This is a genomic window from Streptomyces mutomycini (genome assembly GCF_001700505.1).
GTDB lineage: Bacteria > Actinomycetota > Actinomycetes > Streptomycetales > Streptomycetaceae > Streptomyces > Streptomyces mutomycini.
The window spans coordinates 24,540-50,696 of record NZ_MAPV01000154.1 but is presented as its reverse complement, the minus strand read 5'-3'; the positions used below and the strand labels follow the sequence as shown (position 1 = coordinate 50,696).

Annotated in this window: 27 protein-coding genes and 1 riboswitch; of the genes, 19 read left to right on the top strand and 8 right to left on the bottom strand. The window is 70.2% G+C overall.

All coding sequences use genetic code 11. The annotated features are described in order from the left end of the window. Positions 1-106: 106 nt before the first annotated feature. The 3 genes from glyA to gcvT all read right to left on the bottom strand — a co-directional run bounded on the left by glyA (position 107) and on the right by gcvT (position 2,992). Positions 107-1,366: a serine hydroxymethyltransferase gene (gene glyA / locus BFF76_RS21930; RefSeq protein ID WP_031091586.1), complete on the bottom strand. Its 1,260-nt coding sequence runs from the start codon at positions 1,364-1,366 to the stop codon at positions 107-109. 18 nt (positions 1,367-1,384) lie between these two features. After that, positions 1,385-1,762, bottom strand: coding sequence for a glycine cleavage system protein GcvH (gcvH, locus tag BFF76_RS21925; protein ID WP_031091587.1), 378 nt, complete (start codon positions 1,760-1,762; stop codon positions 1,385-1,387). Between the two features lie 102 nt (positions 1,763-1,864). Then, positions 1,865-2,992 (bottom strand): glycine cleavage system aminomethyltransferase GcvT, encoded by a 1,128-nt coding sequence (gcvT, locus tag BFF76_RS21920; protein WP_065848890.1) that lies wholly within the window; start codon positions 2,990-2,992, stop codon positions 1,865-1,867. Positions 2,993-3,159: 167 nt separating this feature from the next. Continuing rightward, a riboswitch (glycine riboswitch) is annotated at positions 3,160-3,257 on the bottom strand. 173 nt (positions 3,258-3,430) lie between these two features. Between gcvT and BFF76_RS21915 the strand changes: the two genes are divergently transcribed. The 10 genes from BFF76_RS21915 to BFF76_RS21870 all read left to right on the top strand — a co-directional run bounded on the left by BFF76_RS21915 (position 3,431) and on the right by BFF76_RS21870 (position 14,273). Then, positions 3,431-4,114 carry an AAA family ATPase gene (locus BFF76_RS21915; RefSeq protein WP_031091589.1) on the top strand — a complete coding sequence of 228 codons (684 nt, stop codon included), beginning with the start codon at positions 3,431-3,433 and terminating at the stop codon, positions 4,112-4,114. Between the two features lie 206 nt (positions 4,115-4,320). Then, on the top strand, positions 4,321-5,097 hold the full coding sequence (locus tag BFF76_RS21910; RefSeq protein ID WP_053929783.1) for an enhanced serine sensitivity protein SseB: 777 nt from the start codon (positions 4,321-4,323) through the stop codon (positions 5,095-5,097). Between the two features lie 153 nt (positions 5,098-5,250). Then, entirely contained in the window at positions 5,251-6,045 is a 795-nt protein-coding gene (locus BFF76_RS21905) for an enhanced serine sensitivity protein SseB C-terminal domain-containing protein (RefSeq protein WP_053929782.1), read from the top strand. A gap of 356 nt (positions 6,046-6,401) precedes the next feature. Further along, the gene (locus BFF76_RS21900; RefSeq protein WP_031091592.1) at positions 6,402-7,394 is read left to right on the top strand and encodes an ABC transporter permease; all 993 of its coding nucleotides are present in this window, start codon (positions 6,402-6,404) and stop codon (positions 7,392-7,394) included. Positions 7,395-7,438: 44 nt separating this feature from the next. Then, positions 7,439-9,199 (top strand): ABC transporter substrate-binding protein, encoded by a 1,761-nt coding sequence (locus BFF76_RS21895; protein ID WP_031091593.1) that lies wholly within the window; start codon positions 7,439-7,441, stop codon positions 9,197-9,199. A gap of 90 nt (positions 9,200-9,289) precedes the next feature. Next, complete coding sequence (locus tag BFF76_RS21890) at positions 9,290-10,279, top strand: ABC transporter permease (protein ID WP_031091594.1); 990 nt, start codon at positions 9,290-9,292, stop codon at positions 10,277-10,279. Next, on the top strand, positions 10,276-11,364 hold the full coding sequence (locus BFF76_RS21885; RefSeq protein ID WP_031091595.1) for an ABC transporter ATP-binding protein: 1,089 nt from the start codon (positions 10,276-10,278) through the stop codon (positions 11,362-11,364). Before BFF76_RS21890 ends, BFF76_RS21885 begins: the two co-directional genes overlap by 4 nt. Next, positions 11,361-12,665 carry an ABC transporter ATP-binding protein gene (locus tag BFF76_RS21880; protein ID WP_065848889.1) on the top strand — a complete coding sequence of 435 codons (1,305 nt, stop codon included), beginning with the start codon at positions 11,361-11,363 and terminating at the stop codon, positions 12,663-12,665. The genes BFF76_RS21885 and BFF76_RS21880 overlap by 4 nt, the downstream gene beginning before the upstream one ends. 18 nt (positions 12,666-12,683) lie before the next feature. Further along, positions 12,684-13,355: a trimeric intracellular cation channel family protein gene (locus tag BFF76_RS21875; RefSeq protein WP_031091597.1), complete on the top strand. Its 672-nt coding sequence runs from the start codon at positions 12,684-12,686 to the stop codon at positions 13,353-13,355. A gap of 51 nt (positions 13,356-13,406) precedes the next feature. Then, positions 13,407-14,273 carry a thioesterase family protein gene (locus BFF76_RS21870; protein ID WP_053929786.1) on the top strand — a complete coding sequence of 289 codons (867 nt, stop codon included), beginning with the start codon at positions 13,407-13,409 and terminating at the stop codon, positions 14,271-14,273. A gap of 110 nt (positions 14,274-14,383) precedes the next feature. Here BFF76_RS21870 and BFF76_RS21865 read toward each other — a convergent pair whose 3' ends face one another. Further along, positions 14,384-15,007 carry a TetR family transcriptional regulator gene (locus tag BFF76_RS21865; RefSeq protein WP_031091599.1) on the bottom strand — a complete coding sequence of 208 codons (624 nt, stop codon included), beginning with the start codon at positions 15,005-15,007 and terminating at the stop codon, positions 14,384-14,386. 104 nt (positions 15,008-15,111) lie between these two features. On the opposite strand from BFF76_RS21865, the gene BFF76_RS33050 reads away from it, so the two are divergent. Further along, positions 15,112-15,267, top strand: coding sequence for a hypothetical protein (locus BFF76_RS33050; RefSeq protein ID WP_031091600.1), 156 nt, complete (start codon positions 15,112-15,114; stop codon positions 15,265-15,267). Positions 15,268-15,282: 15 nt separating this feature from the next. Then, complete coding sequence (locus BFF76_RS21860) at positions 15,283-15,576, top strand: hypothetical protein (RefSeq protein ID WP_031091601.1); 294 nt, start codon at positions 15,283-15,285, stop codon at positions 15,574-15,576. A gap of 42 nt (positions 15,577-15,618) precedes the next feature. On the opposite strand, the gene BFF76_RS21855 is transcribed toward BFF76_RS21860, so the two are convergent. Then, complete coding sequence (locus tag BFF76_RS21855) at positions 15,619-16,212, bottom strand: TetR/AcrR family transcriptional regulator (protein ID WP_031091602.1); 594 nt, start codon at positions 16,210-16,212, stop codon at positions 15,619-15,621. Between the two features lie 301 nt (positions 16,213-16,513). Between BFF76_RS21855 and BFF76_RS21850 the strand changes: the two genes are divergently transcribed. Further along, on the top strand, positions 16,514-17,683 hold the full coding sequence (locus BFF76_RS21850; protein WP_053929778.1) for a cysteine desulfurase family protein: 1,170 nt from the start codon (positions 16,514-16,516) through the stop codon (positions 17,681-17,683). Here BFF76_RS21850 and BFF76_RS21845 read toward each other — a convergent pair. Beyond that, complete coding sequence (locus BFF76_RS21845; protein ID WP_031091604.1) at positions 17,676-18,371, bottom strand: N-acetylmuramoyl-L-alanine amidase; 696 nt, start codon at positions 18,369-18,371, stop codon at positions 17,676-17,678. The two genes, BFF76_RS21850 and BFF76_RS21845, sit on opposite strands and share 8 nt — an antisense overlap. Positions 18,372-18,432: 61 nt before the next feature. Here BFF76_RS21845 and mnmA point away from each other — a divergent pair, with 61 nt between their 5' ends. Together mnmA and BFF76_RS21835 are read left to right on the top strand one after the other, a co-directional pair. After that, the gene (gene mnmA, locus BFF76_RS21840) at positions 18,433-19,566 is read left to right on the top strand and encodes a tRNA 2-thiouridine(34) synthase MnmA (protein ID WP_065848888.1); all 1,134 of its coding nucleotides are present in this window, start codon (positions 18,433-18,435) and stop codon (positions 19,564-19,566) included. A 174-nt stretch (positions 19,567-19,740) separates the two neighbouring features. Then, on the top strand, positions 19,741-20,037 hold the full coding sequence (locus BFF76_RS21835; RefSeq protein WP_031091606.1) for a DUF3303 family protein: 297 nt from the start codon (positions 19,741-19,743) through the stop codon (positions 20,035-20,037). Positions 20,038-20,110: 73 nt separating this feature from the next. Here the strand turns inward: BFF76_RS21835 and BFF76_RS21830 are convergent, their stop codons facing one another. Further along, a complete protein-coding gene (locus BFF76_RS21830; RefSeq protein ID WP_065848887.1) occupies positions 20,111-20,911 on the bottom strand; it encodes an alpha/beta fold hydrolase in 801 nt (266 codons plus the stop codon). 62 nt (positions 20,912-20,973) lie between these two features. Next, the gene (locus tag BFF76_RS21825; protein WP_031091607.1) at positions 20,974-21,309 is read right to left on the bottom strand and encodes a DUF427 domain-containing protein; all 336 of its coding nucleotides are present in this window, start codon (positions 21,307-21,309) and stop codon (positions 20,974-20,976) included. 65 nt (positions 21,310-21,374) lie between these two features. Between BFF76_RS21825 and BFF76_RS21820 the strand changes: the two genes are divergently transcribed. Genes BFF76_RS21820 through ligA form a run of 4 tightly spaced genes read left to right on the top strand, consistent with a single transcriptional unit; the run spans position 21,375 to position 25,953 of the window. After that, the gene (locus tag BFF76_RS21820) at positions 21,375-21,914 is read left to right on the top strand and encodes an LOG family protein (protein ID WP_031091608.1); all 540 of its coding nucleotides are present in this window, start codon (positions 21,375-21,377) and stop codon (positions 21,912-21,914) included. 59 nt (positions 21,915-21,973) lie between these two features. Beyond that, complete coding sequence (locus tag BFF76_RS21815; protein WP_031091609.1) at positions 21,974-22,663, top strand: SDR family oxidoreductase; 690 nt, start codon at positions 21,974-21,976, stop codon at positions 22,661-22,663. A gap of 30 nt (positions 22,664-22,693) precedes the next feature. After that, complete coding sequence (locus BFF76_RS21810) at positions 22,694-23,719, top strand: methionine synthase (protein ID WP_053929775.1); 1,026 nt, start codon at positions 22,694-22,696, stop codon at positions 23,717-23,719. A gap of 38 nt (positions 23,720-23,757) precedes the next feature. Next, a complete protein-coding gene (gene ligA, locus BFF76_RS21805) occupies positions 23,758-25,953 on the top strand; it encodes an NAD-dependent DNA ligase LigA (RefSeq protein ID WP_031091613.1) in 2,196 nt (731 codons plus the stop codon). Positions 25,954-26,157 lie beyond the last annotated feature (204 nt).

Sequence of the window (26,157 nt, the reverse complement as noted above, 5' to 3'; positions counted from 1 at the left end):
CCCCGGCGTCAAGTAGTCACCCGCAGTTTGCACACAGGGTGGGGGCACCGGGCTCACTGTGTTCAGTGTGCGCGGTGCCCCCACCCTGTGTGCAAACTGCGGGTGACTACTTGACGCCGGGGTACAGCGGGAACTTCTCGGCCAGCGCGGTGACGCGGGCCTTGAGGTCGTCGGCGTCGTACGCGGGCTTCAGCGCGGCCGCGATGATCTCGGCGACCTCCGTGAAGTCCTCGGCCTGGAAGCCGCGGGTGGCCAGGGCCGGCGTACCGATGCGCAGGCCGGAGGTGACCATCGGGGGCCGCGGGTCGTTCGGGATGGCGTTCCGGTTGACCGTGATGCCCAGCTCGTGGAGCCGGTCCTCGGCCTGCTGCCCGTCCAGCTCGGAGTTGCGCAGGTCGACCAGGACCAGGTGGACGTCAGTGCCGCCGGAGAGGACGGATACGCCCACCTCGGTGACGTCCGGCTGCACCAGGCGCTCGGCGAGGATGCGGGCGCCGTCCAGGGTGCGCTGCTGGCGCTCCTTGAACTCGTCGGTCGCCGCGATCTTGAAGGAGACGGCCTTGGCCGCGATCACGTGCTCCAGCGGGCCACCCTGCTGACCGGGGAAGACCGCCGAGTTGATCTTCTTGGCGAGCTCCTGCGTCGACAGGATCACACCGCCGCGCGGGCCACCGAGGGTCTTGTGCGTGGTGGTGGTGACGACGTGGGCGTGCGGCACCGGGTTGGGGTGCAGACCCGCGGCCACCAGGCCCGCGAAGTGCGCCATGTCGACCATCAGGTAGGCGCCGACCTCGTCCGCGACACGGCGGAAGGCGGCGAAGTCCAGCTGACGGGGGTAGGCGGACCAGCCGGCCACGATGAGCTTCGGCTTCGACTCCTTGGCGAGGCGCTCGACCTCGGCCATGTCCACGACACCGGTGTCGTCGACGTGGTACGGGACCACGTTGTAGAGCTTGCCGGAGAAGTTGATCTTCATGCCGTGGGTCAGGTGACCGCCGTGGGCCAGGTTGAGACCCATGATCGTGTCGCCCGGCTTCAGCAGCGCGAACATCGCGGCGGCGTTGGCCTGCGCACCGGAGTGCGGCTGGACGTTCGCGGCCTCGGCACCGAAGAGCGCCTTGATGCGGTCGATCGCGATCTGCTCGACCACGTCGACGTGCTCGCAGCCACCGTAGTAGCGGCGGCCGGGGTAGCCCTCGGCGTACTTGTTGGTGAGGACGGAGCCCTGCGCCTCCATGACCGCGACCGGAGCGAAGTTCTCCGAGGCGATCATCTCGAGGGTGGACTGCTGGCGGTGGAGCTCGGCGTCGACGGCGGCGGCGACGTCCGGGTCCAGCTCGTGGAGGGAGGAGTTGAGAAGCGACATCAGTGGGTCCCTAGGGTCTCAGTTGCCGGAGAACGCGTTGTACTCGTCGGCGGAGAGAAGATCCTTCGGCTCCTCCGCGACGCGCACCTTGAACAGCCAGCCGCCCTCGAAGGGGGCGGAGTTCACCAGCGACGGGTCGTCCACGACGTCCTGGTTGGCCGCGGTCACCTCGCCGGTCACCGGCGAGTACAGGTCGCTGACCGACTTGGTCGACTCCAGCTCACCGCAGGTCTCGCCCGCGGTCACCGTGTCACCGACCTCCGGGAGCTGGGCGTAGACGACGTCACCGAGCGCGTTGGCCGCGAACTCGGTGATGCCGATCGTGGCCACGCCGTCCTCGAGGGCCGACAGCCACTCGTGCTCCTTGCTGTACCGCAGCTGCTGGGGGTTGCTCATGACCTGAATTCTCCTGTACGCGGGGGAGTGCTGATGAACGGTGGTCTTACGGTGTGAGACACGAATGCGTCACGTGCGGGGCGCTCCGTGACGCTCACGGCGTCACTTACGGCGCTTGTAGAACGGCAGCGCCACGACCTCGTACGGCTCGTGCGTGCCCCGGATGTCGACCCCGACACCCTCGGTGCCGGGCGTGGCGTGCGCCGCGTCCACGTAGGCCATGGCGATCGGCTTGCCCAGGGTGGGCGACGGGGCACCGGAGGTGACCTCGCCGACGACCTCCCCGCCGACGACGACGGAGAAGCCCGCGCGCGGCACCCGGCGACCCCCGGCGACCAGGCCGACGAGCTTGCGGGGCGGGGCGGTCTCCGCGCGGGCGGCCGCGGCGGACAGCGCCTCGCGCCCGACGAAGTCGCCCTCCTTCTCGAACTTCACGACCCTGCCCAGGCCCGCGTCGAACGGCGTCAGCGCGGTGGTCAGCTCGTGCCCGTACAGCGGCATGCCCGCCTCCAGGCGGAGCGTGTCACGGCAGGAGAGACCGCAGGGGATCAGGCCGTACGGCGCGCCGGCCTCGGTCAGTGCCTTCCACAGCTGCTCGGCGTGGCCCGGGGCCACGAAGAGCTCGAAGCCGTCCTCGCCGGTGTAGCCGGTGCGGGCGATCAGCGCGGGGACTCCGGCGACCGTGCCGGGGAGCCCGGCGTAGTACTTCAGTCCGTCCAGATCGGCGTCAGTGACCGACTTCAGTACGGCGGGGGAGTCGGGGCCCTGTACGGCGATCAGCGCGTAGGCCTCGCGGTCGTCCCGCACCTCGGTGTCGAAGCCCCCGGCGCGCTCGGTGAGGGTGTCGAGGACCAGCTGGGCGTTGCCCGCGTTGGCGACGACCATGTACTCCGCGTCCGCCAGCCGGTAGACGATCAGGTCGTCGAGGATCCCGCCGTCCTCCGCGACGATCATCGTGTAGCGGGCCCGGCCCACGCCCACGGTGGCGATGTTGCCGACCAGCGCGTAGTTCAGGAAGGCCGCCGCCTGCGGGCCGGTGACGGTGATCTCGCCCATGTGCGACAGGTCGAAGAGACCGGCCCGGGTGCGTACGGCGTTGTGCTCGTCGCGCTCGCTGGCGTACCGCAGCGGCATGTCCCAGCCGGCGAAGTCGGTCATGGTGGCGCCCAGCGACCGGTGCAGGGCGTCGAGGGCGGTGAGTCGGGGGGCGGCGCTCGGGGCAGTGCTCATGGACTTGGCTCCAGGGCATGACGACAGAGGGTTGATCCCTCCCCATCTGTCATCGGAACCTGAGAGGTTCGCCGAGAGCCCCTGAAAGGGTCCTGACCGGGTCAGCCCTGTCAGGGTCGGCTTGCACCTTGGGTGGGACCGCGGAGCGGCCCGCTTTTCAGATCTGCCTCATCCACGCGGTACGGGGCCTGAGAGATTCAAGGGAGGAACTTGCTCCTTCGGCGCCCGGCGCACACAGTGACCGGGACTCTCCCGCGCGGATTCAAACGGCCGGTATGCAGTTGGCGGGGTCATCATCGCACGCATTGGGGGAGAGTGGGGCGCCCCGGCCGCACCGGCGCCGGACGCGACACGTGCGGACGGAAGCGGTTGTGCCGCATTACCTTTTCTTTACACTTCATGGGCAGGTCAGTGGGTGGAATCGGCAGGGGGAAGGCGATGACGTTGCAGCGCTACGCGACTACCGCGGGGGCGGCAAGCGGTGCGATGCCCCAGCAGCCGGGCGTGCCCGCCCGGGAGGCGACGGGCGGGCACGCTCCGGTGGTGCGTGATCTGCGGGGTGGGGGCGGGCCGGACGGCCTGGACTTCGCGGCGGGTGACGTGGTGGTGGTCTCCGGGCTGCCCGGCAGCGGTAAGTCCACGCTGATCCGGCGCGCGGTCGAGGAACACGCGATCGACTCCCAGGACACCAGGGACCGCTGGGAGGCCGCCCTGCCCGGATTACTCCCGTACGCGGTGTACCGGCCCCTGGTGCGCGCCGCGCACTACGCGGGGCTGTGGCGGGCTCTGCGGTCGGGCGCATCGGTCGTCGTGCACGACTGCGGCACGCAGGCCTGGGTGCGGCGCTGGCTGGCGCGTGAGGCCGGACGCCGGGGCACTGCCCTCCACCTCCTCCTGCTCGACGTGACCCCCCTGGTGGCCAGGCAGGGGCAGCGCGAGCGGGGGCGCGGCGTGTCCGGATACGCGTTCGCCCGGCACAGGCGTGCGGTCGGCCGGCTGCTGCGCGACACCGAGAGCGGTCTGCTGCCGCCGGGGTGTTCCTCGGCGGTGCTGCTCGACCGGGAGACGGCGGCGGCGATCGGACGGATCTCGTTCCCGGAGGCACGGATCCCGCGCGAGTAGCCGCGAGTGGTCCCGTAGGGGTTCCCCGGGCTCGGTCGCGGGCGTCACCGTTCGCATACGCACAGTTCGCGCCCCTCCGGCAGGCTGTCCGGAATCTGGACGGTCCGGTGGGCCCGGACGACGCTCCAGCCTGCGGCACTGCCCTCGCGGCCCGAGCCGGTCTAAGGTTTCTGCCGCACAGCATGGCGAGAAAGGGACACAGACACGTGGACATTCCGGCTCAGGCGCAGGCACCGTCGTATCCGTCGCAGGGATGGCCGGCCAACGAGCTCGAGGAAGTGCTCAGCGCCTCGCTGGGCGTAGCCGGGGCGGGCGGACGGCTGGTCGAGGTGCTCGGCCGCAGTCATGTCTGGGTGCCCCTGCCGAACGGCGGCGGCCCCGACAGCGCGGACCTCGACCTGCCGACGGTCGACATCGGCGGCGGCGCGTACGTCCCCGTGTTCAGCTCCGAGGCGCAGTTCCTGCAGTGCGTCGGTTCGCATCTCTCCTTCACCGTCGCACCCGCACGCGAGTTCGCCCGGGGGCTGCCCCCGCAGCTCGGGATAGCCGTCAACCCGGGCGGTGCCGTCGGGGTCCCTCTGCCGCCCCCGGCCGTCGCCGAGCTCTGCCGGGCAGGGCGCACCCCGCTGGACGGCCCCGCGAGCGGTGGCCGGGTGCGGCTGTACGAACCGGACTGGAAGGAGGACCCCGTGGACTTCCTCTCAGCGGTGTCCGCCGAGTTCCAGGAGTCCGGTGTGGTGGGCACCGCGCGCCGGGCGCTGGCCAGCATCGAGGGCGACAGCCCGGTCCTCTTCGTCGGCGTCGAGTTCGCCGTGCCGGAGGCCGCGGGGCAGAGCGCGCCGATGGACGCCCTGGGCCGCGCGCTGGGGCAGGTCCAGGTTCCCTGGCCGGTCAACCTCCTCCTGCTCGACGTCGCCCAGGACCCGGTCGGCGACTGGATGCTGGAGAAAGTGCGCCCGTTCTACCGGCGCGACGGGCACTGAGGGCAAAAGCCCTCCTGTCACGTGGCGTCGAGCCGGTGTCAGGGGCGGCGCATAAGCTGGTTGGATGACGAGGCCGCCCCGTGTGCCCGGGAGTGGCACGACAAGCACCGTGAAGCATGCGGAACAGCGGATCGAAGAGGGGCGGGACCCAGGGTGAGTGCGTCAGGCACCGCGGCGGCCGGGCAAGTCGAGCACATGCTGCGCCAAGTGACCCCCGGGCGCCTCGACGCCTACGAGGCGCTGCTGCGGTCCCTCGCGGACGGACAGGTCTGGATGCTGCTCTGGCACGGCACGGCGGGCTCCCCCGAGGCCCAGTACGGCAACATGGAGGTCGAGGGCCTGGGTTACGCCCCGTGCGTGACCTCGGCCCAGGAGCTCTCGGCCAGCGGGTGGAACAGGGCCCACGAGGTGACCACGGGCCGCGACATCGCCCGCGCCCTCTTCCCCGACCGCTGGGGCATCTGGCTGAACCCGCACGCCCCCGACGGCGGTGTGGGTATCCCCTGGCTGGACCTGCGCCGCATCGCCACCGGACTCGACCGGATGCCCGCGGGGCCGCTGAGGCTCTCCGAACCCGCCATCCCGATCCCGCAGTTCTACGCCCTGCTGTCGCAGAACGCCCACCGCACCCCGGCCGTCCGCGCGCTGCGCCGCGCCTGGGTGCAGCCCGCGCTCGGTGTCCCGTACCTCGCTATCGGGCTCGACCTCTACGACACGGGCCGGCCGTCCGTCGACGCGGTCCGCGCGATGATGCAGCAGTCGATCGGTGTGGTTCCCGACGGACTGCCCGTCTCCACGGTCTCGTTGTCCGACGAGTACGACCCGGTCGCCATGTGGCTCAACGCCAACTCCAGGCCGTTCTACGACCGCGAGGCACACGCCCCGGCCCCCGCGGCTCCCGGTTACGGCTACCCGCCGGCGACCGGTACGGCCCCGCAGGCGTACTGAGGGCCCGTCAGCCGACGCCGGTCGCCGAGGGGTGATTGGTGATCAGTTCTGATCAGTTGTGCGCCATGTCCGGTATCGGGGATTAGTGACCGAGAGGTCCGCTCAGAAAGCACAGCTGTCCGGATAACGGAAGCCCCTTGGCAGCATCACGTTTGAGCAAACATTCCCCGTCAGGTCTGGCGGGTGATCGCAAAGTGGTTGAAGACTCCCTACAGCAGGTCCTCCATGCCCGGAGAAACCCTCTTTCAAACAGGGTCGGTTCGGTCGTACATGGTCACACCTGTCATGTTTTGTAAGAGCCGCTACAGCGGCGGTCACAGGCCGGCCACCGTCGGCCGAGAGGGGTCTCCAGCGCAATGACGGCACCGATCGAGACCACCGGGGCGGACGCGCGGCCCGAAACGGTGCTGGAAGGCGCCGGGCGCAAGGAGATCGAGGGCCGTTCGCTCGGCCGCATCGCCTGGACGCGCTTCAAGCGGGACAAGGCTGCGATGGCCGGTGGCATCGTTGTCGTGCTGCTCATCCTCACGGCGGTGCTGTCCAAGCCGCTCCAGTCGCTCCTCGGGCTCGACCCCAACGCGTTCAACCAGAGCCTGGTCGACCCCGTCCTGCTGGCACCCAAGGGCGCCCTCGGCGGAATCAGCTGGGACCACCCCCTCGGAGTCGAACCGCAGACCGGGCGAGACATCCTGGCGCGCATCCTCGAAGGCTCCTGGGTCTCCCTCGTGGTGGCCGTCGGCTCCACGCTGCTCTCCGTCGTCATCGGCGTCGTGATGGGTGTCGTGGCCGGGTTCTACGGTGGCTGGGTGGACAGCTTCATCAGCCGGATGATGGACACCTTCCTCGCCTTCCCGCTGCTGCTCTTCGCGATCTCCATCTCCGCCTCCCTGCAGGGTGAAGCGTTCGGAATGCAGGGGCTCACGCTGCGGATCGCGGTCCTGATCTTCGTGATCGGTTTCTTCAGCTGGCCCTACATCGGCCGCATCGTCCGCGCGCAGACCCTGTCGCTGCGTGAGCGCGAGTTCGTCGAGGCCGCCAGGTCGCTGGGCGCACGCGGACCGTTCATCCTCTTCCGCGAACTGCTGCCCAACCTGATCGCGCCGATCCTCGTGTACGCGACGCTGCTGATCCCCACGAACATCCTCTTCGAGGCATCCCTGTCCTTCCTCGGCGTCGGTATCGCTCCGCCGCAGGCGTCGTGGGGCGGCATGCTCACGCAGGCGGTCGACCTCTACGAGGTGGACCCGATGTTCATGGTCATCCCCGGCATGGCGATCTTCATCACCGTGCTGGCCTTCAATCTGCTGGGGGACGGGCTGCGCGACGCACTCGACCCTCGTGGCAAGTAATCGCGGCAGTGCCGCACCGGACTAGCGAGGGGGCTTTCCTCAGCATGCAGAACAGAAAGACAGCAGCGGCGATAGCCGTGGCCGTAGCGGTTTCGCTCGGCGCATCGGCGTGCAGCGGCAGCGAATCGGGCGGTGACAGCAACGGCGGTGGGGGCAACGCCAAGGCTGACGCGGCGATGTCTGCCATCGTCAACCCGACCGACAAGAAGGGGGGGACGGTCACGTACGAGCACTCCAGTGGCCCGGACTCCCTGGACCCGGGTAACACGTACTACGGCTGGGTGCAGAACTTCTCCCGCCTGTACGCCCGTTCCCTGGTGACCTTCAAGCCGGCCGCCGGCAAGGAGAGCCTGGAGGTCGTCCCCGACCTCGCCACCGGCCTCGGCAAGGCCAGCGAGGACGCCAAGACCTGGACGTACACGCTCCGCAAGGGCGTGAAGTTCGAGGACGGCACCGAGATCACCTCGAAGGACGTCAAGTACGCCGTCGAGCGCTCCAACTTCGCGCCGGAGGCACTCTCCAACGGCCCGACGTACTTCAAGGCGTACCTCGAGGGCGGCGACAAGTACAAGGGCCCGTACAAGGACAAGTCGGCCGAGGGTCTCAAGTCCATCGAGACGCCGGACGACCACACGATCGTCTTCAAGCTGAACAAGCCGTTCGCGGACATGGACTACCTCGCCGCCTTCTCGCAGACCGCTCCGGTCCCGAAGAAGTCCGACACGGGTGCCAGCTACGTCCAGAAGATGGTCTCCTCGGGCCCGTACAAGTTCTCGGCGTACGACGAGAGCAAGGGCGCGACCCTCGTCCGCAACCCGGAGTGGGACCCGAAGACGGACCCGATCCGCAAGGCACTGCCGGACAAGGTCGAGCTGAAGCTCAACGTCAACCCCACCACGGTCGACGACCACCTCCTCAACGACGTCAGCACCGCGGACATCGCCGGTACGGGTCTGCAGTCCAAGACCCAGCCGAAGGTCCTGGTCAAGGCCGCGGAGAAGGCGAAGACGGACAACCCGTACGCCGGTGCCCTGCAGTACATGGCACTGAACGTCAACGTGAAGCCGTTCGACAACATCGACTGCCGCAAGGCCGTCCAGTACGCCGTCGACAAGCAGAGCCTCATCGACTCGATCGGTGGCTCGGTCAAGGGCGACCCGGCCAGCACGGTCATCCCGCCGACCGTCGCCGGATACAAGAAGTTCGACCTGTACCCGACCGAGGGCAGCAAGGGTGACGTCGCCAAGGCGAAGGAGCACCTGACCAAGTGCGGTAAGCCCAAGGGCTTCAAGACCACGCTGACGGCCCGCTCCGACCGTCCTGACGAGATCACCGCCGCCACGCAGCTCCAGGGCAGCCTGAAGGCGATCGGTATCACCGCCGAGATCAAGCAGTTCCCGTCGGACAAGTACTTCACGGACTTCGCGGGTGTCCCCGAGTGGGTCCACAAGAACAACGCGGGCATGATGATGATGCAGTGGGGCGCCGACTGGCCCACCGGCTTCGGCTTCCTGGACCAGATCGTGAACGGCTCGGCGATCAAGCCGTCCGGTGGCACGAACCTCATGGAGCTCGACGACAAGGGCGTCAACGAGGCCCTCGTCAAGGGCATCGGCACCGTGGACACCACGGAGCGCAACGCCGCCTGGGGCGAGGTCGACCAGAAGGTCATGGAGAGCGCTTCGCTCGTTCCCCTCGTCTACCGCAAGAACCTGCTCTACCGCCCGGACTCCGCGGCGAACGTCACGGTCACGGACGCGTACCTCGGCATGTACGACTACGTGCTGATGACGTCCAGCAAGTAACACCTGTTCATCGACAGCATCCCTTGAAAGGCAGGTGAAGGCGCCGGGCCGGCGGGCGTACCCCGTCCGCCCGCCCGGCGCCGCACGGCTGTGGCTGCGTACATCATCCGACGCGTATTCGCCGCGGTGTTGCTGCTGCTGGTGGTCAGCGCAGTCACGTTCGCGATCTTCTTCCTCGTGCCCCGCCTCGGCGGGCAGACACTCGACTCGATGGCCGCCCAGTACGTCGGCAAGAGTCCCGACCCCGACGTCATCGCCGCGGTCAAGAAGAACCTGGGGCTCGACCAGCCCCTGTACCTTCAGTACTGGAACTTCGTCAAGGGCATCGTCGTCGGCGCCGACTACCAGTTCGGCCCCGACCCCGTCACCTGCAGCGCCCCGTGCTTCGGTTACTCCTTCAAGACCCACACCGAGATCTGGCCGCAGCTCGTGGACCGTGTCCCGGTCACGCTGTCGCTGGCCGTCGGTGCCGCGGTCATCTGGGTCATCTCCGGTGTCGCGATCGGCGTCCTCTCGGCTCTGAAGCGGGGCTCGTTCTTCGACCGCGTCTCCATGGGCGTCGCTCTCGCGGGCGTCTCGCTCCCCATGTTCTTCACCGGTCTCGTCGTCCTGGCGCTGTTCGGCAACGGTGAGTACGTCCCGTTCGCCGACGATCCGGTCGCGTGGGCGAGCAGCCTGGTCCTGCCCTGGTGCACCCTGGCCCTGCTGTACTCCGCGCTCTACGCCCGGCTCACCCGGGCCGGGATGCTGGAGACGATGGGTGAGGACTACATCAGAACCGCGCGGGCCAAGGGCCTCAAGGAACGCAAGGTGGTCGTCAAACACGGGCTGCGCTCGGCGCTCACCCCGCTCGTCACGATCTTCGGCATGGACTTCGCGCTGCTGCTCGGCGGCGCGGTCATCACCGAACGGGTCTTCTCCTTCCAGGGGCTGGGTGCGTTCGCCATCCAGGGTGTGACCACCGCCGACCTGCCCAAGGTGATGGGCGTGACCCTGGTCGCCGCCTTCTTCATCGTCATCTGCAACCTGCTGGTGGACCTCGTGTACGCCGCGATCGACCCCCGGGTGAGGCTCTCATGAGCGACGCAATCAAGAAGGACTCCCCGGCTGCGGCCGCCGTCCCGGCCCCGCGCGCCGGTGACGACAAGGAATTCCTGTCGGTACGCAACCTCAGCGTCCACTTCGACACCGACGACGGTCTGGTCAAGTCCGTCGACGGCGTCAGCTTCGACCTGAAGGCCGGCCAGACCCTCGGCATCGTCGGCGAGTCCGGCTCCGGCAAGTCCGTGACCTCCCTGGGCATCATGGGGCTGCACACCTCGGAGCGCGCACGGATCGGCGGTGAGATCTGGCTCGACGGCGAGGAGCTCATCGGCGCCGGCCCCGAGCGGGTACGCCGGCTGCGCGGCCAGAAGATGGCCATGATCTTCCAGGACCCGCTGTCCGCCCTGCACCCGTACTACACCATCGGCGCGCAGATCGTGGAGGCCCACCGGGTCCACAACAAGGTCGACAAGAAGACCGCGAAGAAGCGCGCGATCGAGATGCTCGACCGCGTGGGTATCCCCGAGCCGCACCGCCGGTACGAGGACTATCCGCACCAGTTCTCCGGCGGTATGCGCCAGCGCGCCATGATCGCGATGGCCCTGGTCAACAACCCGCAGCTGCTCATCGCCGACGAGCCGACGACCGCCCTCGACGTCACCGTCCAGGCGCAGATCCTCGACCTCATCCGCGACCTGCAGAAGGAGTTCGGCTCCGCGGTCGTCATGATCACCCACGACCTCGGTGTCGTCGCCGAGATCGCGGACAACCTGCTCGTCATGTACGCGGGACGCTGCATCGAGCGCGGCAGCGCCGAGAAGGTGTTCTACGAGCCCCAGCACCCCTACACCTGGGGCCTGCTCGGCTCGATGCCGCGCATCGACCGGGAGCAGACCGAGCGGCTCATCCCGGTCAAGGGCTCGCCACCCAGCCTCATCAACGTCCCGTCGGGCTGCGCCTTCCACCCGCGCTGCCCGTACGCCGACGTCCCGCCGGACAACATCACCCGTACCGAGCGTCCGGAGCTGCAACAGGTCAGCGACGGGCACTACTCCGCGTGCCACATGTCGCGTGAGAAGCGCGACCGGATCTGGACCGAAGAGATTGCGCCGAAGCTGTGACTGATCGAGACAAGAAGACTCCCGCGCCCGCCGCGGCCGGGTCGGACGGGTCCGGGTCCGAGCCGCTCCTCAAGGTCGAAGGACTGGTCAAGCACTTCCCGATCACCAAGGGCGTGCTGAAGCGCAAGGTCGGCGCGGTCCAGGCGGTGGACGGGCTGACCTTCGACGTGCGTCCCGGGGAGACCCTCGGTGTCGTCGGCGAGTCGGGCTGCGGCAAGTCGACCATGGGCCGGCTCGTGACCCGGCTCCTGGAGCCGACCGGCGGCAAGGTCGAGTTCCAGGGCCGCGACATCACCCACATGTCCGCGGGGCGGCTGCGGCCGATGCGCCGTGACATCCAGATGATCTTCCAGGACCCGTACGGCTCGCTGAACCCGCGCCACACGGTCGGCGGGATCGTCGGCACCCCGTTCCGGCTCCAGGGCGTCAAGCCCGAGGGCGGTGTGAAGGCGGAGGTCCAGCGGCTGCTGGAACTGGTGGGGCTCAACCCCGAGCACTACAACCGCTATCCGCACGAGTTCTCCGGCGGCCAGCGCCAGCGCATCGGCATCGCGCGGGCGCTCGCACTGAAGCCGAAGCTCGTCGTCGCGGACGAGCCGGTCTCGGCGCTGGACGTGTCGATCCAGGCGCAGGTGGTGAACCTGCTGGACGACCTCCAGGACGAGCTCGGGCTCACGTACATGATCATCGCGCACGACCTGTCGGTCATCCGCCATGTCTCGGACCGGATCGCGGTCATGTACCTCGGCAAGATCGTCGAGCTCGCGGACCGCAACTCGCTGTACGAGGCGCCCATGCACCCGTACACCACGGCGCTGATGTCCGCGGTGCCGGTGCCCGACCCGCGCCGGCGCGGTGCCAAGAGCGAGCGCATCCTGCTCAAGGGCGATGTGCCGTCGCCGATCTCGCCGCCGACCGGCTGCCGTTTCCACACCCGGTGCTGGAAGGCGACGCAGGTCTGCAAGACGACTGAGCCGCCGCTGCTCCAGCTGAAGACCGGGCACCAGGTGGCGTGCCACCACCCGGAGAACGGCGAGGACCAGGCACCGGGGGACGCGCCGCTCGTCGCGGACGTCATCACGGTGAAGTCCGCGGGTGCCGCTGAGCCGGTCGCCGAGCCGGTGGCCGAGCCGGTCGCGCCGGTCGCGAGTGACGAGCCCGGCGGGCCGGACGCGTCCCCGGAGGCGCCCGGTTCCGTGGCGTCGGAAGGGCCGGAGAAGTCCGCCGTGCCCGCCACCGACGACGAGGGCGACGGCTCCGCCGCACCGTCCACGGGTGCGGAGGGCAAGCCGAAGGAGTAGTACCGGCACAATTGCCCGGTGCTCAACGAACTCTTCACCCCCTCCGTCCAGCATGCACTCGACATCGTCGGAATCTTCGTCTTCGCGATCTCGGGCGCCCTGCTCGCCGTACGCAAGAACTTCGATGTCTTCGGCATCGCGGTCCTCGCCGAGGTGACAGCGCTGGGCGGAGGGATCTTCCGTGACGTGATGATCGGCGCGATCCCTCCGGCGGCCTTCACCGATCTCGGCTACTTCCTGACTCCGCTGCTCGCCGCCGGCCTGGTCTTTTTCCTGCACCCGCACGTGGAGCGGATCCAGGTCGGCGTCAACGTCTTCGACGCGGCGGGGCTCGGCCTCTTCTGCGTATCGGGAACGATCAAGGCCTACGAGTACGGCCTCGGCCTCACCTCGTCCGCCGCCCTCGGGCTGGCCACCGCGGTCGGCGGCGGTGTCCTGCGTGACGTTCTGGCCAACGAGGTTCCCTCGCTGCTGCGCTGGGACCGCGATCTGTACGCCGTGCCCGCGATCGTCGGGGCCGTGACGGTGGTGCTCTGTATCCGCTTCGAGGTGCTCAACGCCTACACCAGCGGCACGGCCGTGGTCACGGCGTTCGTCCTGCGCCTGCTGGCCATGCGCTTCCACTGGCGGGCCCCGCGCGCGTACAACAGGCGCTCGGCGACGGCCGAGGAGAGCCCGTCCGTCATCTGACGGCAACAAAAAGCTACCGCTCAGTAATACGATCGGTGTAGCGTGCAGGCCATGGCACAGGCAGCAGCGCAGGAGTCGCACGCAGTACAGGCGACCATCGGTGACAGCGAGTTCGACCGCGACACCGCGGTCACTCTCCGCGAGGAGGGTGTCTACGACGCGGAACTCTCCGCGGGCTGGACGATCATCCACGCGGTCAACGGCGGCTATCTGCTCGCCATGCTCGGACGCGCGCTCGGCGAGGCGCTCCCGCACTCCGACCCCTTCTCCGTCTCCGCGCACTACCTCACGGCCTCCGTCCCCGGACCTGCCGTGATCCGCACCCAGGTCGTCCGCACCGGCCGCACGCTCTCCACCGGCCAGGCCTCGCTCTTCCAGTTCGCGGAGGACGGCGCGGAGGTCGAACGCATCCGGGTGCTGGCCACCTACGGCGACCTTGACGGCCTGACCGGCGAGATCCGTACCTCGGCGGAGCCGCCGGCCATGCCGCCCCTGGAGGAGTGCCTCGGGACGAGCGACGGGGCCCCGGCGATCCCGGGCAGCTCCGCGATCACCGAACGGCTGGACATCAAGCTCGACCCCGCGACGGTCGGCTGGGCCGTCGGCGCACCGTCCGGCAAGGGCGAGATGCGGGGCTGGTTCGGTCTCGCGGACGGACGTGACGCGGACCCGCTCTCGCTGCTCCTCACCGTGGACGCCCTGCCGCCGACCTCCTTCGAGCTCGGTCTGAAGGGCTGGACGCCCACCATCGAGCTCACCACCCACATCCGCTGCCGCCCGGCCCCCGGGCCGCTGCGTGTCTCCATCACCACCCGCAACCTCGCGGGCGGTTTCCTGGAGGAGGACGCGGACGTCTGGGACAGCGCCGGCCGTCTCGTCGCGCAGTCCCGCCAGCTGGCCCGCGCCCCCCGCGGCTGACTCCCGCCGGCAGGCCGGCCGAGCGCCTCGAAGTCTCCGTACGCACTCTCTGCCGGGACGCCGAGGCGCCGGGACGCCGAGGCGCCCCCGGTCGCCGATGGTGCCGGACCCTACGGCCTGTCCAGCCAGTGGGTCCGGCCGAGCGTGACCAGGCGGAGCCTGCGCCGTGCCACCCGGACGACCTCCCGTTCGCCCTCCGGGCCGGCGTCCAGCAGTGCCGATGCCGTGAGCACCATGTGGTCGACGTACAGCCCGCCCAGCATCAGCAGGTCGTCCCGGTCCCAGCCCGCCGACTCCGGCTCCGAGCCGAGGACGTGGGCGACCTCCTCCGCGAAGCCGCGCAACTGTGCGGCGATGGCCGCGCGGACCTGCCCGACACCGCCGTGCTGCTCACGGGCGATGAAGCGGAAGTGGGCCGGCTGCGCCGTGACGTGACGGGCTATCAGCCCGACGCTCCGGTCGAGCCGCTCCTCGCTGTCCCCGGTGTCGGCGAGGATCGCGCCGATCATGCCGTGCAGGCTCCCCAGGGTCTCCTCGACGAGGGCGACGCCCAGTGCCGCCGTGCCGTCGAAGTGCCGGTAGAAGGCCGTCGGGGTCACGCCCGCGGCCCGTGTCACCTCGCGCAGGCCCAGGCTGCTGAGGCTCTGGTGCTCCAGCAGCTCCAGGGCCGCGTCGAGCAGTGCCTGACGCGTCTTCAGCTTCTGGGCCTGGCGGATGCCGATGGTGTGACTCATGCCATTCAGTAAACAACCGTTCTCCGAGCCCTGGAAGGGATGAAGGGTCTAGACTCAAAAGTCAGTGAACAGTTGTGCTCTCAAAGCTCGCAGAAAGGCCGGACATGTTCGTCCTCGTCGCCGCCCTGCTCCTGCTGGGGGTCGTCCTCGGAGCGGTCGCACACCTCCCGCTCCCCGTGGTCCTGGCCGCCGCGGCCGTGATCGGCCTCTGGCTGGCGCTCTTCGGTGTCCGTGAACGCCTCTCCCACCGCACCCGCTGACGAAGGAGCCGCACGATGACACTCACCACTGCACGCACCGCACGCACCGCACCGCGCGAGGTCCGCTCCGACGCCCGGGAGGCCGACGGGCTGGCCGTCGCCTCGTTCGTGCTCGGCCTGCTCGGCCTCCTGGTGATGAACATCCTGCTCGGCCCGGTCGCCATCGTCATGGCGATCGTCGCCCTCGCCCGCTCCACCACCCGCAGGGGTCGCGCCCTCCTGGGCCTGGCGCTCGGCGTCGCCGACCTGGTGGTCCTCGCCGTCCTGGTCACGAGCAACGGAACGGTCTCCTGGAGCCTGACCGGCTGACCCCGCGCCTGCCGCCGCACGGGCCGGCGCCCGCGCGCGAACCTACGCGCGAACCGACCGCCAGATCTGCTCCGGCAGCAGACGCGCTGCCTCGTCGAGGCCGACGTCGTCGATGCCCGACAGCACCCGGCGGGCGACGGCGACGACGGGGCCCATGACCAGGGACTCGATCAGGGGCGGCGGGAGCGGAGCGAGCTCCCCGGAATCGATGCCGAGCTGGATCCAGAGGCCCACTTCCGAGACCCTGGCCTCCTGGGCGTCACGGAACTCCCTGCCGCGTGCCATGCCCTTGCGGTCGGCGAGGGGCGAGTGCAGGAGCAGGGCGGGCCCGCGGTGCTCCTGGACGAAGTGCAGATACGCCCCTACGGCCCCGGCGATGCCCGCGCGCGCCGTTTCCGCGCCCTGCAGGGCCTTCGTCAGCTCGCTCAGCAGCCTGTTCAGCCAGCGGTGGCTGAGGGCGCCGATCAGGCCGTCGAGGCTGCCGAAGTGGTGGTAGAGGCTGCCCAGGCTGACGCCACTGGTCCGGACGACTGCGCTGACCGTGAGGCCCTGCTCGCCCGATTCGACGAACACGCGCAGCGCGGCGTCCAGAAGCAGATCGGAAGTGACCTCGCCGCGACGCTGCTTGGGGCTCATCGAGTGGCCGTCCCTGTGGTTCGTGCCTGTGGTCCGTGACGCGGGCTCCTGCGCGGTGAACTCCAGGAGTGATCTTCCGGAAACGCTTCCGCCCCAGTATCCACTGGTCAGATTTCCCGTGAACGGTACAGGCGTGGCACAGGGGACGGTGCGGGCGTGTGGGACGGGATCGGCAGTGCGGCCGGTGCCTGTCCGGCAGGGCCGGCGCTGCCCGCGCGGCCGGTCCTGGAGCGGCCGCGCGGCTCGTGGCGCCATGCGCCCGGCACGCGCCGCTCCACGGGCTCGTAGAATCGTCACCACCATGGCCTACCTCGACCACGCCGCGACCACGCCGATGCTGCCGGAGGCGATCGCGGCGATGACCGCGCAGCTCGCCGTCACCGGCAACGCGTCCTCACTGCACGCCGCCGGCCGCCGGGCCCGCCGTACCGTCGAGGAGTCCAGAGAGACCCTCGCCGACGCGCTCGGAGCACGCCCCAGCGAGGTGGTCCTGACCTCCGGCGGCACCGAGGCCGACAACCTCGCCGTGAAGGGCCTCTACTGGGCCCGCCGCGACGCCGACCCACGCCGCACCCGGGTCCTCGCCAGCCCGGTGGAGCACCACGCCGTCCTGGACGCCGTGGACTGGCTCGCCGAGCACGAGGGCGCCACCGTCGACTACCTCCCGGTCGACTCGTACGGACGTGTGCACCCTGACGCGCTGCGCGAGGCGCTCGTCCGCAACCCCGACGACGTCGCGCTGGTCACAGTGATGTGGGCGAACAACGAGATCGGCACCATCATGCCGATACGTGAACTCGCCGAGGTGGCAAGTGAGTTCGGCGTCCCCATGCATTCCGACGCCGTGCAGGCGTTCGGGCAGCTGGAGGTCGACTTCGCCCGCTCCGGGCTGGCCGCCATGACGGTCAGCGCGCACAAGATCGGCGGGCCGTTCGGTATCGGCGCTCTGCTGCTCGGCCGTGACCAGAGTCCCGTACCCGTCCTGCACGGCGGCGGCCAGGAGCGGCACGTGCGCTCCGGCACGCTCGACGTACCCGCCGTGGCCGCGTTCGCCGTGGCCGGACGGCACGCCGCCGACGGTCGCGAGAACTTCGCCCGCAGCATCGGTGCACTCCGGGACGAGCTGGCGGGCGCCGTGCTGAAGGCCGTCCCCGACGCCCTTCTCGGTGGCGACCCGGCCCCCGGCGGACGGCTTCCCGCCAACGCCCACTTCACCTTCCCCGGCTGCGAGGGCGACTCCCTCCTCCTGCTGCTCGACGCCCAGGGCATCGAGTGCTCCACCGGTTCGGCGTGCACCGCGGGCATCGCCCAGCCCAGTCACGTGCTGCTGGCCACCGGCACCGACCCCGCGCTGGCCCGGGGCACGCTGCGCTTCTCGCTGGGCCACACCTCGACGGGCCAGGACGTCGAGGAGCTCGCCCGGGCGATCGGCCCCGCGGTCGAGCGGGCCAGGACGGCTGGGCTCAGCTAGCCTGCGCCCCCTCGGCCGCCGCCGTGGACGCCGCGCGGACCAGCTTCATGTAGCGGGTCCAGTCCCAGTGCGGTCCGGGGTCGGTGTGGTCCGTGCCGGGCACCTCGACGTGCCCGATGATGTGCTCGCGGTCCACCGGAATCCCGTACCGCTTGCATATCGCCGCCGTCAGCCGCGCGGAGGACTCGTACATCTCCGCCGTGAAGTCCTGCGGGCGGTCCACGAAGCCTTCGTGCTCGATGCCGACGCTGCGCTCGTTGAACGAGCGGTTGCCCGCGTGGTACGCCACGTCGAGCTCCCGGATCATCTGCGTCACCCGGCCGTTCTGCCCGACGATGTAGTGCGTCGCCGCCTGGTGCGCCGGGTCCTGGAAGACCTTGACCGCGCTGGCGTAACTGCCCTGGGTGACGTGGATGATCACCCGGTCCACGCCGAAGTCGTCGGGGCGGTCGGCCCGCCGCCAGTTCCCCTCGGAGGCCGCGATCCAGCGCGCCGGGGTGTAGTCGAGCTCACCTTCTTTGCGCGGCTTCTCCACACCCGGCATCCGCCACCAGACCCGCCGGACGTCGTCCACGGCCAAGGCGGCCGTGCCCGCCGCGGCGACCCCGCCGCCGATCAGCAGCGTGCGCCGGCTGATGCCGCGGCCAGGACCTTTCCCCGGCGATCCGGCACTCCCGTTGTTCCCCATGTGCTGCTCAACGCATATCCGCGAGCATTCGGTTCCCGGCGCCCCGTACTCTGGATGAGCTATGACTCAGACCTCCCAGCGCCCCCTCCGTGTGCTCGCCGCCATGTCCGGCGGAGTCGACTCCGCCGTCGCGGCGGCACGAGCCGCCGAGGCAGGCCACGACGTGACCGGTGTGCACCTCGCCCTCTCCGCGAACCCGCAGTCCTTCCGTACGGGCGCGCGCGGCTGTTGCACCATCGAGGACTCCCGGGACGCCCGCCGTGCGGCGGACGTCATCGGTATCCCGTTCTACGTCTGGGACCTCGCGGAACGCTTCCGTGAGGACGTCGTGGACGACTTCGTCGCGGAGTACGAGGCCGGGCGCACGCCCAACCCCTGCCTGCGGTGCAACGAGAAGATCAAGTTCGCCGCCCTGCTCGACAAGGCGCTGGCCCTCGGCTTCGACGCCGTCTGCACCGGCCACTACGCCACCGTCGTGCTGAACGAGGACGGCACCCGGGAGATGCACCGCGCCTCGGACATGGCCAAGGACCAGAGCTACGTCCTCGGCGTCCTGGACGAGAAGCAGCTCGCCCATGCCATGTTCCCGCTCGGCGACACCCTCACCACCAAGGACGAGATCAGGGCCGAGGCCGAGCGCCGGGGCCTGGCGGTCGCCAAGAAGCCCGACAGCCACGACATCTGCTTCATCGCGGACGGCGACACCCAGGGCTTCCTGGCGGGCCGCCTCGGCGGCCCGGCGGAGGGCGACATCCTCGACGAGTCGGGGTCGAAGGTGGGCACCCACGAGGGCGTGTTCGGCTTCACCATCGGCCAGCGCAAGGGGCTGCGCATCGGGCACCCCGCCCCTGACGGCAAGCCGCGCTACGTCCTGGACATCTCCCCGGTGAACAACACGGTCACGGTCGGCCCGGTGGAGGCCCTCGACGTCACCGCCCTCACCGCCATCAAGCCCCGCTGGTGCGGCACCGCCCCGTCCGGGCCCGGGACGTACACGGCGCAGCTCCGTGCCCACGGCGGCGAGACCGAGGTGACGGCGGAGCTGGTGGACGGCACCCTGACCGTCACCTTCGCCGAGCCCGTGCGGGGCGTGGCCCCGGGCCAGGCCGTCGTGCTGTACGACGGCACGCGGGTCGTGGGCTCGGCCACCATCGCGACGACGGTGCGCAAGGAGAGGGCCGTGGCGTCCGGCTGACCCCCTGGGCCGAAGAGCCGGGGCGATGACCGCCTCGGTGCCATGCTCCCGGTCGGCAGGGCCATGAAGCCCCGCCCGTCCGTACCCGTCCCCCGAATGGCGCGGCCCGGGTGCATGCCGGTCGCACAGCTCCAACACTGAAGCGGCCCGCCGCCGAGAGAAACGGGGCCGCTCATGAGGACGATGCTCGTGATCCACATGGACACGCAGAAGGCCAGCCGGATGATCGACAACAACGAGATGGCGCAGTTCATGCAATCCGCGCTGGAGCGGCTGCGGCCGGAGGCAGCGTACTTCGGGCCGCACGGTGGAGCACGTACCGCGTTCGTCGTCATCGACCTGGAAGAGCCTTCGCAGCTCCCCAGCATCACCGAGCCGTTCTTCTCGCAGCTCGGCGCCACGATCGAGATGTTCCCGGTGATGACCGCCGACGACGTGCGGACGGGCCTGCAGCAGCTCGCCTCGTCCTGAACCGGGAAGGCACCGGAGTGTGCCCCGCGCGGTCACGTCCGACCCCTGTACGGGCGTGGCCGCGCGGGGTGGTTCAGGACGCCTGGCGTGCGAACACGTGCTTGCCGAAGAAGTCCGCCAGGACCGGTGCGATCACATGCGGTGCCAGTTCACGGTTCTGGCCCGTCAGGGTCCGGTGCCGGGCACGTGGGACCGCGGCGGCCAGGGCCACGGCCGTCGCGCGCGCCTGTGCGGTGCTGAACCCCCCGGTCACCACCAGCGTGCGCGCGGTGACGGACGCGAGTCTCCCGGCGGGCACCGAGCCGTCGCCCAGCAGGGCGTCGTCGTAGGCGAGGGTGTGCGCCACCGTTTCGAGACCTGACCACAGCGGTGCCCGGCGCATGCGGGCGATCGTCTCCTCAGGGACTCCGGTCCGGGACAAGTACAGCTCCACGGCGCCACCCCTGTCACCGCTCGCCAACAGCCGGTGCAGCAGCGTCGTGCAGCGCGACTTGTACAGCAGGCCGGCGGTGCCCGGGGTGTACGGCGGCTCGTAGACCGCGAGCAGGGCCACGGGCAGCCCCGCGGCCTGCGCCTCCAGCGCCAGTGCCCCGCCCGACAGCATGCCGAACAGTGAGACGTGCTCACCCGCCACCGCCGCGACCGCCGCCAGGTCCTCGATCTCGCGGCGGGGCGTGTACGGCCCGCCGTCGCCGCTCTCCCCGCGGCCCCGGCGGTCGTACGTGACGACCGAGAAGCGCGGGGCCAGCAGAGCGGCCAGCGGCGCCAGGTCCGCAGCGGTGCTCAGGGCCCCGCCGACCAGGACCACCGGCGGCCCGTCGCCGTGGCGGCGATACGCGATCGACGTGCCGTCACGGGAGAGAGTCTTGTCCATGTGAGGGTGGACCGCCGAGCCGCACAGAACTCATCGCCGGTGCCGGGAAAAGTTTCTGATGGTCATCCGGATACGACGTCGGTCGCGTAGAAGCAGAAGTGGCCCTCGATCGCCGCGACCTGTTCCTTCGGTTCCGGATAGGCCCAGACGAGGTCCGCCGCACCGGGCAGCGACCAGTACGAGGCGTCCCCCTTGAAGGGACAGTGTGTACGGGTCTCCGAGGGCGTCAGCAGCTCGGTACGGACATCCTCGGGCGGCAGGTAGTAACGGTCGGGGCAGCCCGTCTCGCGCAGCACCAGCGGGCGGTGGCTCTCGGCGAGCACCTGCCCGTCGTGCACCGCGCGCACATGCACGGCGGCGGGTTCGACGGTGATGGTGTGTCCTGCGGTGGAGGTCATACACGGTTCAGCCGTGCGGGAGGCCGGTTTCTTCCCGCGCCCCGGACCGGTCGTACGGTGTCCGCATGAACATCTGTGTCTTCCTCTCCGCCGCCGACCTCGACGACCGCTACACCGTGCCCGCGCGCGAGTTCGCCGAGCTGCTGGGCAGGGGCGGACACACCCTGGTCTGGGGCGGGTCGGAGAGCGGGCTGATGAAGGTCGTCGCCGACGGTGTCCAGGAGTCCGGCGGCAGGCTCGTCGGGGTGTCGGTGGACTTCCTGGCGGCGAAGGCGCGGACGAACGCCGACGAGATGGTGATCGCCGGAGACCTGGCCGAGCGCAAGGCGCTGCTCCTGGAGAAGTCCGACGCCGTCGTGATCATGGTCGGCGGTACGGGGACGCTCGACGAGGCGACGGAGATCCTGGAGCTGAAGAAGCACGGCAAGCACGCCAAGCCCGTCGTGCTGCTGAACACCGCCGGGTTCTACGACGGCCTGCGCCAGCAGTTCCAGCGCATGGAGGACGAGGGCTTCCTGCCGCTCCCGCTGACCGAGCTGGTCTTCTTCGCCAAGGACGGCGTCGGCGCGATGGCGTACCTGGAGGAGTCGGCCGGCCTGCGGTGACCGGGGCGCCGGGCCGCCCGGAGGAGTCGGCCCGCCCGCGGTGATGCGAGCATGAGCGCATGCCTACTCATCTCATCACCGGCGCCGGTTCCGGCATCGGCGCGGCCGTCGCCCGTCGTCTGCTGGAGCGCGGCGACGAGCTCGTGCTGCTCGCCCGGGACGCGGGACGCGCCAGGGAACTGGCCGCGCTCCACCCCGGGGCCCGCACGCTCGTCGGCGACCTCGGCAACCCCGACCGGCTCTCGTGGGCGTTCGGGCAGCAGCCGATGCCCGAACGCCTCGACTCACTGCTGCACATCGCGGGCGTCGTCGAGCTCGGCACGGTCGGCGACCTCACTCCCAAGGCCTGGCACTTCCAGCTCAACGCCAATCTGGTCTCGCCGGCCGAGCTGACGCGGCTGCTGCTCCCGCAGCTGCGTGTCGGCCAGGGGCACGTCGTCTTCGTGAACTCCGGCGCCGGGCTCGCGGCGCACGCCGGATGGGGCGCGTACGCCGCGAGCAAGCACGGGCTCAAGGCTCTCGCCGACTCGCTGCGCCACGAGGAGCACGGCAACGGCGTCAGGGTCACCTCCGTCTACCCGGGCCGCACAGCAAGCCCCATGCAGGCCAAGGTCCATCAGCAGGAGGGCAAGGACTACGACGCCTCGCGCTGGATCGACCCGGAGTCGGTGGCCACCACGATCCTGCTGGCGCTGGATCTTCCGCGCGACGCGGAGATCAACGACCTGACGGTCCGCCCGGGCCGCTGAGAGCCCGCGTCAGGCCCGTAGGCTTTCCGCGTGAGCGAGAAGAGCGGGTTCAGCGCGAGTGCAGCCACCGGGATCGGGTCCATGCCGGGGGGAGACGCCCGGGAGGCGGCCAAGACCGTCACCGGGTCGTTCGCCGACGGGCAGGGCATGCCGTATCTGGCGGAACTGCCCGCCCGGGGCCCCGGCGCGGACATGACCGGGCGGACCGTCGGTCTGCTCGTCGAGATGTACGGCCATGTCGAGCCCAGCGGCTGGCGGATCAGCGACCGCCCCGGCCGCGACACCCGCCGCGCCCGCTCCTGGCTCGGGGAGGACCTCGACGCCCTGGAGGAGTTCACCCAGGGCTACGAGGGACTGCTCAAGGTCCAGGCCGTCGGCCCCTGGACCCTGGCCGCGGGACTGGAACTGCGGGGCGGCGAGGCCATGCTCGGCGACCCGGGAGCCTGCCGCGACCTGGCGGGCTCGCTGGCCGAGGGACTGCGCTCCCACCTCGCGGAGGTACGGCGCAGGATCCCCGGCGCCGAGGTCGTGCTCCAGCTCGACGAACCCTCCCTGACCGCCGTACTGCAGGGGCGTATCAGGTCGGCGAGCGGCTACCGCACCTACCGTGCCGTGGACCGTCAGGTCGTCGAGGGGGCACTGCGCGACCTGCTGGCGGTGAACGGTGAAAGCCCGACGGTCGTCCACTCCTGCGCCCCCGAGGTGCCCTTCGCGCTGCTGCGCCGCGCCGGGGCGGACGCGGTCTCCTTCGACTTCTCCCTGATCACCGAGCGTGAGGAGGAGGCGATCGGGGAAGCCGTCGAAGGCGGGACCCAGCTCTTCCTCGGCATGATTCCCGGTCTCGACGCCGCCTCGGCCGCATTGTCGGACCCGGGCGGTAGCGTCAAGGAGGTCAGGACGTTGTGGAGCAGGCTGGGGCTGAATCCGGGGACTCTGAGCGAGTCCGTCGTGGTCACCCCGTCCTGCGGGCTGGCGGGAGCGTCACCCGCGTACGCGCGCGCCGCGCTCGCCCACTGCGCCCGGGCCGCGAGGTCGCTCGCGGACAACCCTGAGTAACGGGTCGAAGAGTCAACGGGGCAACGGAGGAACACGCGATGGCCGGCGAACAGCAGGCGCAGCAGCTGACCGGTGTGCCGGCGGAGGTGCGGGAGGAGCACGCACTGCTCGCCGAGCAGATCGAGGAGCACCGCTTCCGGTATTACGTGAAGGACCAGCCGGTCATCGACGACGCCGAGTTCGACCGCCAGATGCGGGCGCTGGAGGCCATCGAGGACGAGCATCCGGAGCTGCGCACACCGGACTCGCCGACCCAGAAGGTCGCGGGCCCCTACACCACGGAATTCACCTCCGTCGAGCACCGTGAGCGTCTGCTCTCCCTCGACAACGCCTTCGACGACGCCGAGCTCGCGGCCTGGGCCGAGCGCGTGGCCAGGGACGTGGGCGGAGGCGCGTACCACTTCCTGTGCGAGCTCAAGGTCGACGGCCTCGCCGTCAACCTCACCTACGAACACGGCAGACTGACCCGCGCGGCGACCCGCGGCGACGGGCGCACGGGGGAGGACATCACCCCCAACGTCCGCACGATCACCGACATCCCGCTCCGCCTCAAGGGCGAGCGCGTGCCCGCGCTCGTCGAGATCCGCGGCGAGGTCTTCTTCCCCATGGAGGCGTTCGAGGGGCTCAACGCCCGGCTGGTCGAGGCCGGGGACAAACCCTTCGCCAACCCGCGCAACGCGGCGGCCGGATCGCTGCGGCAGAAGGACCCCAAGGTCACCGCGACCCGTCCGCTCCACATGGTGGTGCACGGCATCGGCGCCCGTGAGGGCTTCGACATCGACCGGCTCTCCCAGGCGTACGACCTGCTGAGGGAGTGGGGCCTGCCGACCGCCAAGCACAACAAGGTGGTCGATTCCCTCGATGAGGCAAGGGAGTTCATCAGCTACTTCGGTGAGAACCGCCAGTCCGTCGAGCACGAGATCGACGGTGTCGTCATCAAGCTCGACGAGATCCCCCTCCAGGGCAGGCTGGGCGCCACCTCACGCGCACCGCGCTGGGCGATCGCCTGGAAGTACGCGCCGCAGGAGGTCAACACCAAGCTGGTCAACATCCGGGTCGGAGTCGGCCGCACCGGCCGCGTCACGCCGTACGCCCAGGTCGAGCCGGTCGAGGTGGCGGGATCGGAGGTCGAATTCGCCACCCTGCACAACCAGAACGTGGTCAAGGCCAAGGGCGTCCTCATCGGCGACACGGTGGTGCTCCGCAAGGCGGGCGACGTCATCCCGGAGATCCTCGGGCCGGTCGTCGACCTGCGGGACGGCGGCGAGCGCGAGTTCGTCATGCCTTCCGAGTGCCCCGAGTGCGGGACGGCGCTGCGCCCCATGAAGGAGGCCGACATCGACCTCCGCTGTCCCAACGCCCGCTCCTGCCCGGCCCAGTTGCGGGAGCGCCTGGCCTATCTCGCGGGCCGTAAGTGCCTCGACATCGACCACTTCGGCTATGTGGCCGCCGCGGCCCTGACCAAGCCTCTGGAGCCCGCCGAGCCGCCGCTGCTGGACGAGGGGGACCTCTTCGGGCTGACGGTGGAGCAGCTGCTGCCGATCCGGGCGTACGTCCTGGACGCGGACAGCGGACTGCCCAAGCGAGACCCGAAGACCGGCGAGGAGAAGATCGCCACGGTCTTCGCCAACCAGCAGGGCGAGCCGAAGAAGAACGCCCTCGGCATGCTGGAGGGCATCGCGGCGGCCAGACAGGCCCCGCTCGCCCGGATCCTGACCGGGCTCTCGATCCGTCACGTGGGGCCGGTGGCAGCCGTCGAGCTCGCCCGGCAGTTCCGGTCCGTCGACCGGATCGACGAGGCGTCCGAGGAGGAGCTCGCCGCGGCGGACGGGGTGGGGCCCATCATCGCGGCCTCGGTCAAGCAGTGGTTCGCCGAGGACTGGCACCGGGAGATCCTGCGCAAATGGCGGGAGGCCGGGGTCCGGATGGAGGACGAGGGCGCGGGTGAGGACGAGGGGCCGCGGCCGCTGGAGGGACTCACCGTCGTCGTCACCGGCACGCTCACCGCACACACCAGGGACGGCGCCAAGGACGCCCTCCAGAGCCGCGGGGCCAAGGTCACCGGATCCGTCTCGAAGAAGACCTCCTTCGTGGTGGTGGGCGACAACCCGGGGTCGAAGTACGACAAGGCGATGCAGCTGAAGGTGCCCGTCCTCGACGAGGACGGCTTCGCCGTTCTCCTCGGACAGGGGCCGGACGCGGCCCGGGAGGCCGCTGTGCCCTCCGAGGCGTGATCGAGGCGTTATCGAGGCGCGATCGAGACGCGGGCGACGCATGGGGGCATCACTGAGGGGGGAATAAGCGGACGAGCGGGCACCGGGAGGCCCGGTCCGGCCCACCCGTATCACCCGTCCGGCGCATATCAGACCGTCAGGGGTGTCAGAGCCCCATTCGGGCAAGACCTGCAGAGCGCCGCCCGTGGGGGCCCTCGTCGGCCT

Bases quoted from the DNA above. Each gene is read 5' to 3' on its own strand.
- BFF76_RS21820 (WP_031091608.1), top strand. From the start codon at position 21,375: ATGAACATCTGTGTCTTCCTCTCCGCCGCCGACCTCGACGACCGCTAC.
- BFF76_RS21865 (WP_031091599.1), bottom strand. From the start codon at position 15,007: ATGAGTCACACCATCGGCATCCGCCAGGCCCAGAAGCTGAAGACGCGT.
- BFF76_RS21900 (WP_031091592.1), top strand. From the start codon at position 6,402: ATGACGGCACCGATCGAGACCACCGGGGCGGACGCGCGGCCCGAAACG.
- glyA (WP_031091586.1), bottom strand. From the start codon at position 1,366: ATGTCGCTTCTCAACTCCTCCCTCCACGAGCTGGACCCGGACGTCGCC.
- BFF76_RS21830 (WP_065848887.1), bottom strand. From the start codon at position 20,911: ATGGACAAGACTCTCTCCCGTGACGGCACGTCGATCGCGTATCGCCGC.
- BFF76_RS21850 (WP_053929778.1), top strand. From the start codon at position 16,514: ATGGCCTACCTCGACCACGCCGCGACCACGCCGATGCTGCCGGAGGCG.
- BFF76_RS21870 (WP_053929786.1), top strand. From the start codon at position 13,407: ATGGCACAGGCAGCAGCGCAGGAGTCGCACGCAGTACAGGCGACCATC.
- BFF76_RS21895 (WP_031091593.1), top strand. From the start codon at position 7,439: ATGCAGAACAGAAAGACAGCAGCGGCGATAGCCGTGGCCGTAGCGGTT.
- BFF76_RS21825 (WP_031091607.1), bottom strand. From the start codon at position 21,309: ATGACCTCCACCGCAGGACACACCATCACCGTCGAACCCGCCGCCGTG.
- BFF76_RS33050 (WP_031091600.1), top strand. From the start codon at position 15,112: ATGTTCGTCCTCGTCGCCGCCCTGCTCCTGCTGGGGGTCGTCCTCGGA.
- gcvH (WP_031091587.1), bottom strand. From the start codon at position 1,762: ATGAGCAACCCCCAGCAGCTGCGGTACAGCAAGGAGCACGAGTGGCTG.
- BFF76_RS21815 (WP_031091609.1), top strand. From the start codon at position 21,974: ATGCCTACTCATCTCATCACCGGCGCCGGTTCCGGCATCGGCGCGGCC.
- BFF76_RS21915 (WP_031091589.1), top strand. From the start codon at position 3,431: ATGACGTTGCAGCGCTACGCGACTACCGCGGGGGCGGCAAGCGGTGCG.
- gcvT (WP_065848890.1), bottom strand. From the start codon at position 2,992: ATGAGCACTGCCCCGAGCGCCGCCCCCCGACTCACCGCCCTCGACGCC.
- ligA (WP_031091613.1), top strand. From the start codon at position 23,758: ATGGCCGGCGAACAGCAGGCGCAGCAGCTGACCGGTGTGCCGGCGGAG.
- BFF76_RS21860 (WP_031091601.1), top strand. From the start codon at position 15,283: ATGACACTCACCACTGCACGCACCGCACGCACCGCACCGCGCGAGGTC.
- BFF76_RS21835 (WP_031091606.1), top strand. From the start codon at position 19,741: ATGAGGACGATGCTCGTGATCCACATGGACACGCAGAAGGCCAGCCGG.
- BFF76_RS21885 (WP_031091595.1), top strand. From the start codon at position 10,276: ATGAGCGACGCAATCAAGAAGGACTCCCCGGCTGCGGCCGCCGTCCCG.
- mnmA (WP_065848888.1), top strand. From the start codon at position 18,433: ATGACTCAGACCTCCCAGCGCCCCCTCCGTGTGCTCGCCGCCATGTCC.
- BFF76_RS21855 (WP_031091602.1), bottom strand. From the start codon at position 16,212: ATGAGCCCCAAGCAGCGTCGCGGCGAGGTCACTTCCGATCTGCTTCTG.
- BFF76_RS21845 (WP_031091604.1), bottom strand. From the start codon at position 18,371: ATGGGGAACAACGGGAGTGCCGGATCGCCGGGGAAAGGTCCTGGCCGC.